This window comes from Pseudomonas sp. GW821-FHT02C04, from assembly GCF_059421845.1.
In genome coordinates, this window is sequence record NZ_JBWKVT010000001.1 from 590141 (window position 1) to 603452 (window position 13312).

The following is a 13312-nucleotide window of genomic DNA, read 5'->3' on the forward strand; positions in this document are numbered from 1 at the left end:
TACTTGTACGTTGTGACGGGTATTTGAAAAAATCTACCGTTAAAGGGGGCTGATTTATTTTTTGAAAAAATAAATCAGCCCCCTTTAACGGTAGATAACCAGAACACGTCAGGACCTGAGGAGTTTTACGCCGGAATCAGACCAAACAGAGCATCAAAGCTCAATCGCCCACGTCTGGCTCACCAGTTCCTTCCCGAAGCTGAATATCGGCTCTTCCTCCACCAACTCAAACCCCGCCCGCTGATACAACTTGCGCGCATCCACCAGATTGCTCGTCGTCCACAGAATCATCTTTTTATACCCGACATCCCGGGCAAACCTCAGACATTCGTCAACCAGTCGATTGCCGATCCCCAACCCCCGAGCACTGGCGTCCACAAACAGCATGCGCAGTTTTGCCGTGGTTGCATCGTGCCGGATGACAAACACCGAGCCCACCACCTTGCCGTCCTTTTCCGCGATCCAGCAGCGTTCGCTGGCAGGGTCGAACTCACGCAGGTACTTGGCGACGATCTCGGCGACCAGCGCTTCGAACTCCCAGTTCCAGCCGTATTCGCGGGTGTAGATCACGGTTTGTTGCTGCACCACCAGCCCCATGTCGCCGGGTTGCGGGTCGCGCAACAGGTAGGTTGGCTGTTGGCGGCCCTCGAGCAAGGTCTGGATCTGCTTCATGGACTCGATCAATTGCAGTTGCTGCGGCTCGGCCAGGCGTTCGAGCAGGGTGATGACTTCCTGCCGCGACGCCTGTTCCAGCGGGGCGAGTATTTCGCGGCCGAGGTCGGTGATGTGCAACTGGCTGGCGCGGGCGTCGGTGGCGGAGGGGACTTTCTGGATCAGGCCTTTTTTGTCGAAGCCGCTGATGATCCGGCTCATGTAACCCGCGTCCAGGCTCAGCATCTGGCGCAGGTCGGCGCTGGTCAGATCACCGCCAGAGGCCAGTTCGTAGAGGATGCGCAGCTCGGTCAACGAGTAGTCGCTTTGCAGCAGGTGTTCCTGCAGAACGCCGATCTGGTGGGTGTAGAAGCGATTGAATTGCCGGACGATGTCGGCGCGTTCGATGAGAGGGTTCGTGGACATGGCAGATGCTCTTATGTTTGCCTTAGGCAACTATATAGTTGCCCGAGGCAATCAAGTCAAATGAATTGCTGACCAACGGCAGCCTCCCTTATCCTGCGTGTTCATGGAGCCACTCTCACAAGGAACGAACGTGAAATTACTTATTGCTGCGTCTGTATTGGCCCTTCTGGCCGGTTGTGCATCCCACGGCAAGAGCGACGACGCCATTTACCGTGAAGCCGCCGACGCCCATGTCATGACCCTTCCTGCCGGGCAGAACAAGGTCAGCCTGCCCGCGACCAAAATCCAGAGTCACGGCCTGATCGCCGACAATCTGGCGATTGCAGCCGGCGGCGGGGCCAACGCCACGCAACTCAAGCAACAACTGCTGATCGCCAAGTCTGCCGGCGAAAGCGGCTTCTTGATCATCGGTGCGGGGACCTCACTCGACGTGGCCATTATCAAAAATGCGTTTGAGTCGCTCGATCTGAATGGCATGCGCATCTATTACGCGGGCGGTGAAAGTCAGAAGGACGCGGCGCGCAGTGCCGTCGAAAAAGCCCAGGCGAAATTCCAGTACATCAGCGCGCAATGAGCGAGGCTGTGTCACGACGTGCGCATTGAGAATGTACACGTCGTGACATGGTCGGCGTTGATCACGCCGGGGACAAACGCATGCCCATATCGACGGTGCGGCTCTCAAACCCGAACTCTGCATACATCCGTGCCGCGCGTTCATTGAACGGCCAGACCGACAATCTCAATTCCTGGGCGTCGTGTTCGGTGGCCCAGTCTTTGACCCGTTCCATCAATTGACGGCCGATGCCTTTGCCCCAGAAGGCCTCGGCGACGCACACCGATCCGATGCGCACGATGTTCATGGGTTGCATCAGCGGACTGGCGCTGGCCGATAGGCTGGCAGCGATGAACCCTGCGGGCTGCTGGTCGACGTGTGCAATGAAGACAACCTGACCCGGTTTTTCGAAGTAATTCATCCAGTGTGGCAGGTCACGGGCGAAGTCTTCGGTGGTGGCGGTGTAGATGTCGGGGCGGGCGGCGTGGTGGACGGCGTTGAGTACCTGGCCCAGTTCGCAGACGGTCAATGCATCTTCAACGGTGGCGATTCTGTACTGCGTGGTTTCGTCCATGGGGCGTCACGTTCCTTCAGTGGCGGGTGGCTGCTTCAGTTCAGGGGATCGAGGACGAAGTCCGCCGGATCGAACCGCTCGGTCGTGTCCATTTGTATGTTTCTGAGGCTCACCGTTTCCAGGTGTGTGGCGTAGAGCGATTCAGAAAAAAAGGTGATCAACAGGGTGCGACGGCGTGCGCCGGTCGGGTTCAAGCTGCCTGCGTGGATCAGGTCGGCATCGAATATCAGGATGTCGCCAGCACTACCGGAAAGCTGCACCGAGCGGGATTCGTCAGTGAAGTTGAACGGGGGCTCGCCGAGTGCAGGGCGATGGCTGCCGGGGACGATGCGGGTTGCGCCGTTCTCCGGGCCGTAATCGTCGAGGTACACCAGCGCGTTGACGGTATCGCCGGGGCGCTGTGCCGACAAGTCGCGGTGCAACTGTTGATGGCCGCCACCGGCAAGCGGCTCGCGGCCCTCCACCTGGGAGAGGAAGAAGCGTTCGCCGATCAACTCGCCAACCACCGCCAGCATTGGCGGCAGACGACATACGGTCTGAACCTTCGGGTCGATGTCCAACAGCGAGTGGCGCCAATCCATGCCACGGGGAACGGGCCATTCGCTTGAGGGTTTTACGCCGTGATCGAACGCGGTGCGTAGGTCGGTTAACCACGCGGCCGGGACCGCTCCAAAGAGCAGTGCATAGCCTTCGCGAAAGAGCAGTTCGCGGTTCGTCATGGTTCATCAGTCTCCCTTTTTACAGTCAGGGCGAGTGTTGCCAATCGTGATCAAGCCGACGCGAACCTCGGTATCGCTGCCGTAACCCCAAGACAGTCGGTCCCCGTAACTCACCAAGTCGTAGATCTCGCTTTCGCCAAGTAACTGACCATCGCGATTATCGTACAAACGGAAAAAAGCGGGAGACTCCCAGGTTACAAACCACCGAGTTTCAAAAGAGTCGTCCGGATGCGCCTGGGGGTGAAGGAAGCCGGGCAGTAACCAGAAAGGTCTGAACGTTTGCACCCGGAAGCAGCCATCAGGGCTGATGTCTGCTGCGTAGGCAGGCTTCGCCAATGCTTTTTCCCACCACTCGGACGCGCCCCAGATCCCGACACACAACAATAGCCCGGCAAGGACGATCTTCAGCCGTCGAGAAAGGGGCGAACGCCGATCATCGGAGCGCGTAAACAAAGGCATCCATTGCCGTCCCGTCATCCAGGGTCACCTTGGTCAAAACCCGCTGATACTCAGCCCCTTCAAACTCATCGAGTGCCGGCCAATGCAGGTGGAAGTTTTCGGACGAAAAAACATAGCCTTCGATGACATCCCCATCCTCGGCAATCACCAGGCCGGGAAAACCCATCTCCGCACCCCAACCGGCGTTCGCCAGGCGCCCCTTAAGCGAGGCCGCCTGCCACGTGCCGCCGATGTTCAGCATCACATGTTCATTCGGCCGGCCGGGGCCCAGGGTTCCATAAACGAAGAGACGTTCCACGATTGCTCCTTTCGGTCAAAAGGGAGGAATCCTGACGTAAGGCCGAGGCCCAGGCAACACCGTGATCAGTTCTGAGTCGACCGGGTCAGGAAACCGTCGATCAATGCCACAACCTGTTGCTGGATCACCTCACGCGAACGGCCGCCACCATCCCCGCAAATGATGCCATCGCCTGGCGAGTCTTCTTCAAGCAACTCCACGGCGCCGGGCTTGCACGATGCCATGAAGCTGAAATGGCTGGCGTCGCTGATCTCGACATACTGCGACGATGCCGAAGGCAGCCGCTTGGCGAGACTTGCCGACTCCAATTGGGCGGGCAGGTCTTCAGACGGCACACCAGCGCCAATCACCAGTGTCGGAACCGGCAACGCGGCGAGGCTTGCGTCGGTCATGCCGCGTGACAGGCCCAGGTCCAGTGAAACGATCGCGCTGACGCGTTTGTCGCTCAAGTCCGCGCCCATCCGGCTCTTTGATTCTGGCGTGTCGGCGACGTTGATCGTCTTGTAGACCGAGCAACTGGCCAGTTTTTGATGGGCTGCGCAGTCCTTCGCAAAGCGCTCGGGATCGAACCGTGAACCGGCGATTTCGAGGGCGGTCCAGCCGCCAAGTGAGTGGCCGGCTACCGCAATTCGACGCATCGAAACGGCACCCGTCTGCTCGGGTCGAGCGGTGACCGCATCGATGACGCGGCTGATGTCGGCAGGTCGTTGCCACAACTGTGCAGCGGCTTGAGGACTGCGATCATGCGTCGTGGTGCCGGGATGGTTGACCGCCGCGACGATGTAACCCTGACGGGCCAGAGCGGTAGCCAGCCACGCCTGGTTGCTCCAGTTCCCTCGGTAACCATGCGAGAGCACCAGTAACGGATGCTCACCGGCAGTCGGCGGTGCATCGCGCACGGCGGATGTCCCGACGAACACAATATCGTCGGCAATCAACTGCGGGGTGGCGGTGGTCTTGGCGGGATACCAGACGACCATCTCCAGCGGACGGTCGCTGTGCGCATCCGGCAGTGTGGCGGTCCGGAAACCAATGGGGTTTTCGTCAGCGTGTGCGTTGGCCGAAAGGCAGATCAGAAGCAGGAGGCCGAAAGCGTTTTTCATTGTTTTTATCTTCCTTGATCAAAGTGAGCAAACGGAACGTTCGCCCAGACGTTCTACTCGACTATGAGATAACCCCGTTCAAACATGAAGGGAATTCCGTTTCATTTGTTTCATTGCCTGGCGACAGAGAGGTCAGTCAGCGAAGTAGGGTTTTACCGTTTCTTCAAGCCGTTCCACCAGCTCAGGATCCATGTAGTGATAGTCATCCGGAATATCCAGCGAGTGAATCCGCTTGTGCTCCAGCAACCGGGCGTATTCGGCCCGCAGACGATTCAGGTGTTTGGTTTCCATCACAAAAATGAAATCGGCCCAGCGAATATCCGCTGGGCCGACGGTTTTGCGTGCATTGGGACTGGTGCCCGCTGAACGGACATTGAAGCCGGGACGACGGCGCCAGACTGCTTCCGCTGTCGGGCTGCGCCATTGGTTACGACTGCAAATGAACAGTAGGTTCGTCACTCTTGATCCAACAATTGGCGGGTGGAGCGAATGGGATAGCTCATGCCGAGTTGGCGAGCCCTGACCAGTTTGGTGGATCGGATGTACATCAACTTCCAGTTCTTTTCCGGCTTGAAAGTTGGCGGACGAACCGCTTTATCACTGCCGTGTTTACGGGCCTGGGTACGTCTCCAGGCGCGGGTTCTGTTCATGGTCTGTCCTCGTGAATACCGGGTTCAGCAGCCGCGGTAATACGAGTTGGCCGTATGGTAAGCGTGAATCGGGAGTACCGAAAGCTGTACGATCCCCTTTTTATACGAATCTAGTTCACATAAGGCTCATTCAGCTTATCCAGCGCCTCGACGATTGCGGTCGTTTGGGCTTTTGCTGCATCGTCCATGACCTGATCAACCACGGCCTGAACTTCCACCACTCTGTCTAACAGTGCGCGACCTTCCTTGGTGCTGGAAAGAATGCTTTCGGTTTCCTCGAGACTCTTGTTGTTGGCACGAATCATCACTTCGAGTTCTTCTTCGTTGAAATGGTCGGCGTAGACATCAATGATCTGGTTTTTGGTCGCTTCCCTATCCAGGTTTTTTGTCACGACTTCGCGAATGGTGTCGGTCGGCAGTGCCCAGTAGTGTGAGTTGAAGAATTCCAACAACACGTTCAGGCGGGACTCGAAGTCGTCGTAGCGAGTGGATTCGACCAGTTCCCGCGCTTTGTCCTTGCTGCCACCGCAAGCAGTCAGAACCACGGCAAGTAACACAGCGAACGATATTGTTCTCAAACCCATGAGCGTCTTTCCTTGATCAATCTGCAGGTATGGATTGGGTGGCATGATTCAGATGCCAGGGGCCAGTGGCCCGGGATTCTATCGGGTCTTCAGAGATTTCTCGCGGTGATGTTCAAGGTAAGGCCCTGAGCCGTTCTGCCAACTCCGACGCCACCCGACCACTGCCCACCGTCGGCAACAGATGCGTGAAGGGAATATCGATCATCCGGTTCTGGCGTACGGCCCGCAAGGTCGACAGCACCGGATCCTGCATCAGCAACTGACGCTTGCGACTGGCCGGCGACCATTGCGCGTCGGCCAGCAGGACCACGTCCGGGTCACTGGTGAGCAGGGTTTCGCGGCTGACGGTCACCCGGTATTGATTGATGTCGGCGAACAGGTTTCGAGCCCCGGCTGCTGCCAGCAGTGTGGTGACGAAACCGCGCCGGCCTTCACTGTCGAGACCGTTGACCTCGCTGTCGAGATAGAACACTGACAGCGGCCTGCCCGGGCGGGTTAAAGCCTTGGCCTTTTCCAGATCGGCATCCATCGCATCGCTCAGTTCCCGAGCGCGCTGTTGTCGGTGCAGCAAGGCGCCGAGGGTCGAGAGGTCGTTGCGGATGTGTTCGAAGTAATCCAGTGAATGTCCGTTGCAGGCCGATTCCAGCAAATACGAAGCCACGCCGTTGCGCCCCAGCCCGCTGCGTGACGTCACGCCGTTGCCAAACGCCGTGGCGAAGCCGCCGACCACGAGATCCGGTTTCTGCGCGTACAGCACTTCGCTCGACGGATAGCGGGGGGAGATCACTGGCACGCCGAAATATTCGGTCTGAGGCGTACCGGTGTCATCCAGATAGGCAACGCCTGCCAGCGTCGGGCCCGCGCCCAACGCCAACACAAGATCGGCCGCATGCTGATTTAGAGCGACAATCCGTGACGGTGGCGTTGCCGGCAGGTGCCAGGTCTCGCCACAATTGCGGTAGTCATCTGCCAGAACCGGAGAAGCGCAGAGCAGGGCGCCCGCCAGAAAACACAGCGTTCTCACGAGCGCTCCTTGATCAACAGATCCTCGACCACTTCGCCGCCCACCAGGTGCACTTCGACCAGCCGCTGCGCATCCGCGTGGCTGCGTACGCCATACCAGCAGGTCTCCGGATACACCGTCATGACCGGCCCCAGGTTGCACGGGAACTGACAGTGCGTGCGGGTCAGCAAAACCCCGCCCGGTGTCTCGATGCGGTCATGCGCCAGCAAGTGTCGACGCAGGGTTTTCCATATCTGCAAGGCGCCGCGCTGGGTGCAGCGCGGGCCGGTGCAGAGGAAGACGTGGCGGGCATGGGCGGGAACATGCGACCAGTCCGGGTGCGTGTCGACGCCGTCGATGGTTTTGATTTCAGCCATCAGAAACGGTACGTGTAGCGCACTTCGGAGGTGAACGGCCGTCCGAGGTTGTCGACGTTGTTCGAACGGCTGGTGACGTAATCGCGGTCGAACAGGTTTTCCACCAGCAGGCTCAGTCGGTGCTGGTGCGCGCCGTCCAGGTAGCGATAAGCATCGGCGTCCACCACGGCGTAATGGCCGTACTCGACCTGTTTCGAGCTGATCACATCGCGAATGTAGCGGATTGCACCCCCGGCGCCCCACATCCGGTCAACCGACTCATAACCGACGCGTGATCGGGCGAAGAAGCTCGGAACGTCGTTGAGCGTGACGCCTGCGCGCGATTCGGTGAGGTTGCGGGTCATGTCCGCCTGCAGGCTCCATTGCTCGTTGAGCGCCAGTTTGGCGTCCGCCTCGAAACCGCGCATCTGGATCTGTCCCTGGCCGTTGACCCACTGGATGTCGTCGAGGGTAATCAGGTCGTCGATCTTGCGTTTGAACAGGGTGACGCTGGCGCTGAACTCGCGATCGAGCAGCAAGCCTTTGTAGTCGAGGCCGAGTTCGGCGTTGCGACTTTTCTCTGGTTTCAGGTTGCGGTTGCCCAACTCGTCGCCCGGTTCGTTGACGAATAGTTGCTCGGCGTTCGGCAGTTTGTAGGCCGTGCCGTACTGGCCGCGCAGTGCCCAGTGTTCATTGAGGTCATACAGCGAAGTGAGCATGCCGACCGTGGCACTGTCGCCGCCGCCCATGGCTTCGTGACGAATACCGATGCTCGGGTGCCAGTCGGGCAGGGCGTCGATCTGCGGGCGCAACTGGGTGTACAGCGCGTGGGCTTCAGCCTTGTCATTGTCGATGATCAGCACATCGTCCTGGCCCTTGAACCATTGGTTGTCTGTACCGAACACCAGCACATGGCCGCCGGGCAATTCAGCCTTGCCTTCGGCCTGCACACCCCAGTCGGTGAAGCCCCAGTAGTCGTTGTGATTGATGGTTCTGGTGCCGCCATTGGCGGTGTTGTTGATGCGCGTGTAGCGGGTGTCCCAGTCGTTGATGTGGCCTTTGACGAAATAGCTCAGGCGCTCGTTGAGGGGCTGTTCGAAGGTCGCCGTGGCGATCTGCTGGACGCGGTCGTTGGTGGTCTTGTGGTTGTCGACCGGCCGGGCGAAGTCGAGGTTGGCGTCGGCGTATTGGTAGAACAATTCCATCCGCGCATCGTCGCCAAAGGACTGAATCGCCTTGCCGCCGAAGGTGGTGACTTCGTAGGCGCGCTTCTTGTTGCTGTCGTTCTTGATGTCGCGATTGCGAAACGGCTGATAGCCATCCGAAACGTTATGACTGACGTAGGCCAGCAAGCCCAGGTCGCCGAAACCGTTGGTGAAGATGTTCTCGACTCGCGCATCCTCGGTGGTGCCGCCGAAGGTATCCACGCCCATGTTCACTTCGCCGGAGGCTTTGCGGCTCTGCGGGCTGCGAGTCACGATGTTGATCACGCCGGACACGGCCTGCGTGCCGAACAGCAGGCTCTGCCCACCTTTGAGCACTTCGATGCGTTCGATGGCGTTGGCCGGCAGGGTGTCCAGATACAGGCCGCCGTACAGGCGATTGTTCAGACGCACGCCGTCGAGCAGGATCAGCGTGTCATCGTTGCGCCCGCCCAGCAGGGAATAGGTGCCGTAGTCGAACGGGCCGTTTTTCGGCGCGACGTACAGGCCGGGAATGAACATCTGCATCACGCGGCTGACATCGGCGCTGGGGCCGGCGCGCTCGATCTGCTCGCGGGTGACGATCTCGACCTTGCTGCCGAACTGTGCCATGTCGGCCACGGTCGTGGACTCCACGGACGGCGCGGACACGATTTGCTGAGTGAGTTCGAGCGGCGCGTCGTCCGCCAGCAACAGGGGGCTGAACAGACAGCCGAGCAACAGGGATGGAGCCGGAGTGTTGAAAGGTCGAATCATTGTCTTCTCGAAAGGATCTTCGCAGAAGAGCATGCAGGAGAAGGCATCGCGCACACGCCGACACCGGCCCATGCCCGCCCACCGCAGGATTTTGCCAAACAGAATTTCAGGCCGGTCTCCGGGCTCGCGCGTATGGACGCCTTCACCTTCCCATGGCCGTCTGGCCACAGTGGTGTGTCGAAAGCATCACGCGCCTACCGTTGCGGGGGCAGCACCGGACTTGTTCGAAAGGAACGTACCGGTTTCCCGTTTCACCCCATGCACGGCGGCATGGGACACCTGAAACAGGGCGGCATCTGAACATTCGGATGACCGCTCGTCAACATGGGCTGCGGATTGCCGTTGCTGATTTCTCGACAACCGCCAGTGTTCTCACGTCTGAAAAAATCGACCGGGACGGCACGCGCTCAACGCGGAGAAGTCCTCTCCTTCGATAATTTCTTCACTGGCCAGACGACCCACAATTGCCGCCAACGTCACGCCGGGATGCATCGTGCAGACGTAGATGTGATTGGCTCCGGGGAGATAGCCGATCACGGGTATGCCGTCCGCAGCAATGGGTCTGAGCCCGACACAGGACGATTCCGGTTCGATGGAAATGATCCCGCTCAATTCGTCCCGGATGGCGGCTGCGGTTCGTAGCGCTATCGCTTCAGGGCGGTTTTCCTGGGCGTCGTCCAGATAATCCTCCGCCGCCAGCAACGTCCCCTCCGAGCCTTGTCTCACTTCCATTTCAGGACTGGAAATCAGCGTGTTCACCCGATCGGGTTGCATCCGGTAGCGGATGAAAATGGCGGGAGAGGCCGCGATTGGAAGGGACAGGTTCAGAACCTGCGTCAGCTGCGTGATACCGGTCCCGGCGGCCAATACAACCACGTCGCTGTCGATGATGCCCTTTGCGGTTTTGATGCCTGTCACCTTGGCATTGCGGGTAGTGAAACCGAGCACCCGGGTTTGCGTAAGCACTTTTGCGCCAAGTGTCCGGGCACCTGCAATCAACGCGTGGGTGACTTGTACGGCGTCCAGCGCACCGGCTTCGGTATCGTAAAAAGCGCTCTGCGGGGGATGCCTGAGATTGGGCTCAAGTTCGAGAATTTGCTGACGAGACAACCGCGTTGTGGAGGGGCGGGGATTGGCGGCTGGCGACTCGGTTTCCGACCCCGCGCCGTATGAAAGGGAACCGGTCCATCGAATCTCCAGTCCGGGCAACTGTGCTTCGAGTCGACGGTATTCCTGAATGGCCGCCCCACGAATTTGCGCGACAGGATCAGGCCCGTTGTGCGAGGTGTTGATCCATGCAAACGAGCGCCCGGTCACGCCGCTTGCGATATCTCCAGCTTCGACCACGGTCACCTCCGCGCCCTTGCAGGCCAGGTGATACGCGACAGAGGCGCCGACGATGCCGGCACCTACGACCACGACACGTTTGACAGTCCTTGTTGCCATTTCAATCTCCATTTTTTATCTGGCTACGCGGTGACCTGTTGCATGAAGCGCTCGATCAACCACCGCGCCGCCGGCCCCGGTGGCACATCGGTGCGATAGATGGCGTCGAAGGTGTATTGCCCGCTGGCGTACTCCGACAAATTCAGTTGTACCAGTCGGCCGCTGTCCAGATCCTCCTGAATCATCGGCTTCGGCATGTTCCCCCAGCCGATGCCCTCGCGCAGCAACATGTGTTTGGCGCCCAGGTCCGCCAGGCGCCAGGTGCGGTTGCTCAGCACGGCGAACTCCTTGTCCTGGGTCAGTCGCGAGCGGTCGGACAGCACCAGTTGCGTGTGCTCGCGCCCGGCACCCGGAACGTTGGTTTCGCCTGAGGCCAGCGGATGATTCGGCGCCGCCACCGGAATCAGCTCGACGCTGCCGATGCCTATTCTTTCGATGCCGTTGATGCCGTCGTTCATCGGCCCGCTGACGCCGACCACCGCGCCGCGATTGATCACCCGTTCGGTCACGGCGCCGAGTGCTTCCATGTGCAGGTGCAAGGCGACGGTGGGGAATTCTTCCCGAAAGGATTTCAGCGCATCCACCACGCGCTCGGCAGGCAGCATCACGTCGAGCACCACATGCACTTCGGCTTCCAGCCCCTGCAACAGGCCTTTGACCTTGGCCCGCAAGCCGTGCACACCGTTGGCGATGGTCCGGGCTTCGGCCAGCACGGTGCGGCCGGCGTCGGTGAGTTGAGGTTTGCGGGTGGTTTCGCGATCGAACAAGGTGACGCCCAATTGCATCTCAAGGTTGGCGATCGAGTAGCTGATCACCGACGTCGCCCGGTGAAGCTTGCGCGCAGCGGCTGCAAAACTGCCGACTTCGACGACAGTCAGGAATACGCGCAGTTGATCGAGTGTCGGTGTGCCTGGATCGGAGATCATGCCTGTGTCCTTGAGTCGCCATGGGCGCGTTACCGTGGAATATGCAGCTTACCTATTTTATCGAACGTAATGATCTAAATTAGTCGGCTATTCAGATGAGCTGCCGAGGCGCAACATTTCTTCATCCGGACGGTTCAAGTCGAACCGGACCCCATTGAAGGAAATACTCCCATGGCTACTTCTGCAAACATCGCTCAAACACAGGCTTCTGAACAGAACGCTTCCGACACCAAACAAGCTTCGGCTGCCTTGATCGGCCGCGTATTGCTCAGCGTGATATTCATCCTCTCCGGTTTTTCCAAACTGGCCGCTCCGGCCATGATGATCGGCTACATCGGCTCGGTGGGCCTGCCGCTTCCACAAGTGGCGCTGGCAGTGGCGATCATCGTTGAAGTCGGTGGTGGCCTGGCGTTGATCGCCGGATACCGCACCCGCACCGTCGCCGCTGTGCTGGCTGCGTTCAGCGTGTTCACCGCACTGGCCTTCCACAGTGCACTGGCTGACCAGAACCAGTTCATCCACTTCTTCAAGAATATCGCCATGGCCGGTGGCCTGTTGCAGGTCGTGGCCTTCGGTGCCGGCCGCTTCAGCCTCGACGCTCGTCGCGGTTGAGACCCGAGCGCGGTGAAGGACAGGTTCCTTCACCGCGCTTCAGCTTTTTTTTGTTGGCAGCATCCCGCGACAGAACCGAGTAATCATCATGACCGTTCAGCAGCAACTTTCTGGCTATACCCGTGAGACCCATACCCTCCGAGCAATCCGTTATCGCACCAGCGGCAGTGGGCATGGCGCGATCGTGCGACTGATGAGCCCTTCGGATCTGGGCCAACTGATCAAGCCGTTTGTGTTCCTCGATCTGTTTGAAGGCGAGGCTTCGTTCATTCACCACATGCCCATGCACCCGCATTCGGGGATCGCCACCGTGACGGTGATTACCGAGGGCAACCTGCGGTTTGAGGACGCCGAGTCGGGCAAGGGCATGATCGATTACGGTGGTGTCGAGTGGATGCGGGCGGGCGGCGGTGTCTGGCACGGCAAGGAAATGTCGGTGGGTACTTCGGAGCGGGTTCAGGGCTTTCAACTGTGGGTGGCGCTGCCTCCAGAGCTGGAAAACGCCAGTGTCGATAGCCAATACCTTGAGTCCGGCGCTATGCCTGAAGTGGGGCCGGCGCGGGTGATTCTCGGCTTGCACCAAGGTGTCCAGAGCCCGGTTCGGGCACCTGCGGGAATGAATTACTTGTTGGTCACGCTGGGCGCCGGGGAATCCTGGACGTACACCCCACCCGAAGGTCACGAGTTGTTATGGCTGAGTGTCAGCCGTGGATTGCTGGCGGCGCCCGATCTGGTCAGCGCGGGTGAAATGGCGGTCTTCGAACCTGGCAACGGAGCCGTGACGCTAAAGGCCATGCGCGAAGGCACGGTGTTCGTGATCGGCTCGGCGCAACCACATTCCTATGACCTGGCGCTGGGAAACTACTCCGTGCACACGAACCCGCAAGCCTTGCGAGAGGGTGAAGCGAAGATTGCGGAAATCGGTGGGCGGTTGCGTGAGTATCTCAAACAGTCGGACGGGTCGGCTGCCGTGCCGGTGTTCAAGTAAGTCGGG

At 59.5% G+C, this 13312-nt stretch carries 17 protein-coding genes and 1 riboswitch; of the genes, 3 read left to right on the forward strand and 14 right to left on the reverse strand.

Translation table 11 applies throughout. The annotated features are described in order from the left end of the window. Nucleotides 1–153: 153 nt before the first annotated feature. Complete coding sequence (locus tag AC07VV_RS02590; protein ID WP_495035150.1) at nt 154–1077, reverse strand: bifunctional helix-turn-helix transcriptional regulator/GNAT family N-acetyltransferase; 924 nt, start codon at nt 1075–1077, stop codon at nt 154–156. 130 nt (nt 1078–1207) lie between these two features. On the opposite strand from AC07VV_RS02590, the gene AC07VV_RS02595 reads away from it, so the two are divergent. Beyond that, nucleotides 1208–1651: a hypothetical protein gene (locus AC07VV_RS02595; RefSeq protein WP_495035151.1), complete on the forward strand. Its 444-nt coding sequence runs from the start codon at nt 1208–1210 to the stop codon at nt 1649–1651. Between the two features lie 61 nt (nt 1652–1712). Here AC07VV_RS02595 and AC07VV_RS02600 read toward each other — a convergent pair whose 3' ends face one another. The 13 genes from AC07VV_RS02600 to AC07VV_RS02660 form a co-directional block, all read right to left on the reverse strand. Next, the gene (locus AC07VV_RS02600; RefSeq protein WP_495035152.1) at nt 1713–2204 is read right to left on the reverse strand and encodes a GNAT family N-acetyltransferase; all 492 of its coding nucleotides are present in this window, start codon (nt 2202–2204) and stop codon (nt 1713–1715) included. A 35-nt stretch (nt 2205–2239) separates the two neighbouring features. Further along, a complete protein-coding gene (locus AC07VV_RS02605; RefSeq protein ID WP_495035153.1) occupies nt 2240–2923 on the reverse strand; it encodes a phytanoyl-CoA dioxygenase family protein in 684 nt (227 codons plus the stop codon). A gap of 6 nt (nt 2924–2929) precedes the next feature. Further along, entirely contained in the window at nt 2930–3382 is a 453-nt protein-coding gene (locus AC07VV_RS02610) for a hypothetical protein (RefSeq protein ID WP_495035154.1), read from the reverse strand. Beyond that, entirely contained in the window at nt 3357–3680 is a 324-nt protein-coding gene (locus AC07VV_RS02615) for a gamma-glutamylcyclotransferase family protein (protein WP_495035155.1), read from the reverse strand. The genes AC07VV_RS02610 and AC07VV_RS02615 overlap by 26 nt, the downstream gene beginning before the upstream one ends. A gap of 65 nt (nt 3681–3745) precedes the next feature. Continuing rightward, nucleotides 3746–4783: an alpha/beta hydrolase family protein gene (locus tag AC07VV_RS02620; RefSeq protein ID WP_495035156.1), complete on the reverse strand. Its 1038-nt coding sequence runs from the start codon at nt 4781–4783 to the stop codon at nt 3746–3748. A gap of 132 nt (nt 4784–4915) precedes the next feature. Then, the gene (locus AC07VV_RS02625; RefSeq protein WP_495035157.1) at nt 4916–5242 is read right to left on the reverse strand and encodes a low molecular weight protein tyrosine phosphatase family protein; all 327 of its coding nucleotides are present in this window, start codon (nt 5240–5242) and stop codon (nt 4916–4918) included. Beyond that, a complete protein-coding gene (locus AC07VV_RS02630) occupies nt 5239–5433 on the reverse strand; it encodes a hypothetical protein (protein ID WP_495035158.1) in 195 nt (64 codons plus the stop codon). The genes AC07VV_RS02625 and AC07VV_RS02630 overlap by 4 nt, the downstream gene beginning before the upstream one ends. A 110-nt stretch (nt 5434–5543) precedes the next feature. Further along, on the reverse strand, nt 5544–6017 hold the full coding sequence (locus AC07VV_RS02635) for a DUF2059 domain-containing protein (protein ID WP_495035159.1): 474 nt from the start codon (nt 6015–6017) through the stop codon (nt 5544–5546). Between the two features lie 112 nt (nt 6018–6129). Then, a complete protein-coding gene (locus tag AC07VV_RS02640) occupies nt 6130–7041 on the reverse strand; it encodes an ABC transporter substrate-binding protein (protein WP_495035160.1) in 912 nt (303 codons plus the stop codon). Continuing rightward, nucleotides 7038–7397: a (2Fe-2S) ferredoxin domain-containing protein gene (locus tag AC07VV_RS02645; protein WP_096821730.1), complete on the reverse strand. Its 360-nt coding sequence runs from the start codon at nt 7395–7397 to the stop codon at nt 7038–7040. The genes AC07VV_RS02640 and AC07VV_RS02645 overlap by 4 nt, the downstream gene beginning before the upstream one ends. Continuing rightward, a complete protein-coding gene (locus AC07VV_RS02650; protein WP_495035161.1) occupies nt 7397–9334 on the reverse strand; it encodes a TonB-dependent receptor plug domain-containing protein in 1938 nt (645 codons plus the stop codon). Before AC07VV_RS02650 ends, AC07VV_RS02645 begins: the two co-directional genes overlap by 1 nt. 92 nt (nt 9335–9426) lie before the next feature. Beyond that, nucleotides 9427–9632, reverse strand: a riboswitch (cobalamin riboswitch). A gap of 74 nt (nt 9633–9706) precedes the next feature. Beyond that, nucleotides 9707–10780 (reverse strand): NAD(P)/FAD-dependent oxidoreductase, encoded by a 1074-nt coding sequence (locus tag AC07VV_RS02655; protein ID WP_495035162.1) that lies wholly within the window; start codon nt 10778–10780, stop codon nt 9707–9709. Nucleotides 10781–10803: 23 nt separating this feature from the next. After that, nucleotides 10804–11706, reverse strand: a complete 903-nt coding sequence (locus tag AC07VV_RS02660) for a LysR family transcriptional regulator (RefSeq protein WP_495035163.1) — start codon at nt 11704–11706, stop codon at nt 10804–10806. Between the two features lie 171 nt (nt 11707–11877). Between AC07VV_RS02660 and AC07VV_RS02665 the strand changes: the two genes are divergently transcribed. Together AC07VV_RS02665 and AC07VV_RS02670 are read left to right on the forward strand one after the other, a co-directional pair. Beyond that, complete coding sequence (locus AC07VV_RS02665; RefSeq protein ID WP_096821733.1) at nt 11878–12318, forward strand: DoxX family protein; 441 nt, start codon at nt 11878–11880, stop codon at nt 12316–12318. A gap of 88 nt (nt 12319–12406) precedes the next feature. Beyond that, nucleotides 12407–13306 carry a pirin family protein gene (locus tag AC07VV_RS02670; protein ID WP_495035164.1) on the forward strand — a complete coding sequence of 300 codons (900 nt, stop codon included), beginning with the start codon at nt 12407–12409 and terminating at the stop codon, nt 13304–13306. Nucleotides 13307–13312 lie beyond the last annotated feature (6 nt).

Bases quoted from the DNA above. Each gene is read 5' to 3' on its own strand.
- AC07VV_RS02605 (WP_495035153.1), bottom strand. From the start codon at position 2,923: ATGACGAACCGCGAACTGCTCTTTCGCGAAGGCTATGCACTGCTCTTT.
- AC07VV_RS02630 (WP_495035158.1), bottom strand. From the start codon at position 5,433: ATGAACAGAACCCGCGCCTGGAGACGTACCCAGGCCCGTAAACACGGC.
- AC07VV_RS02600 (WP_495035152.1), bottom strand. From the start codon at position 2,204: ATGGACGAAACCACGCAGTACAGAATCGCCACCGTTGAAGATGCATTG.
- AC07VV_RS02655 (WP_495035162.1), bottom strand. From the start codon at position 10,780: ATGGCAACAAGGACTGTCAAACGTGTCGTGGTCGTAGGTGCCGGCATC.
- AC07VV_RS02665 (WP_096821733.1), top strand. From the start codon at position 11,878: ATGGCTACTTCTGCAAACATCGCTCAAACACAGGCTTCTGAACAGAAC.
- AC07VV_RS02670 (WP_495035164.1), top strand. From the start codon at position 12,407: ATGACCGTTCAGCAGCAACTTTCTGGCTATACCCGTGAGACCCATACC.
- AC07VV_RS02590 (WP_495035150.1), bottom strand. From the start codon at position 1,077: ATGTCCACGAACCCTCTCATCGAACGCGCCGACATCGTCCGGCAATTC.
- AC07VV_RS02660 (WP_495035163.1), bottom strand. From the start codon at position 11,706: ATGATCTCCGATCCAGGCACACCGACACTCGATCAACTGCGCGTATTC.
- AC07VV_RS02610 (WP_495035154.1), bottom strand. From the start codon at position 3,382: ATGCCTTTGTTTACGCGCTCCGATGATCGGCGTTCGCCCCTTTCTCGA.
- AC07VV_RS02620 (WP_495035156.1), bottom strand. From the start codon at position 4,783: ATGAAAAACGCTTTCGGCCTCCTGCTTCTGATCTGCCTTTCGGCCAAC.
- AC07VV_RS02645 (WP_096821730.1), bottom strand. From the start codon at position 7,397: ATGGCTGAAATCAAAACCATCGACGGCGTCGACACGCACCCGGACTGG.
- AC07VV_RS02635 (WP_495035159.1), bottom strand. From the start codon at position 6,017: ATGGGTTTGAGAACAATATCGTTCGCTGTGTTACTTGCCGTGGTTCTG.
- AC07VV_RS02650 (WP_495035161.1), bottom strand. From the start codon at position 9,334: ATGATTCGACCTTTCAACACTCCGGCTCCATCCCTGTTGCTCGGCTGT.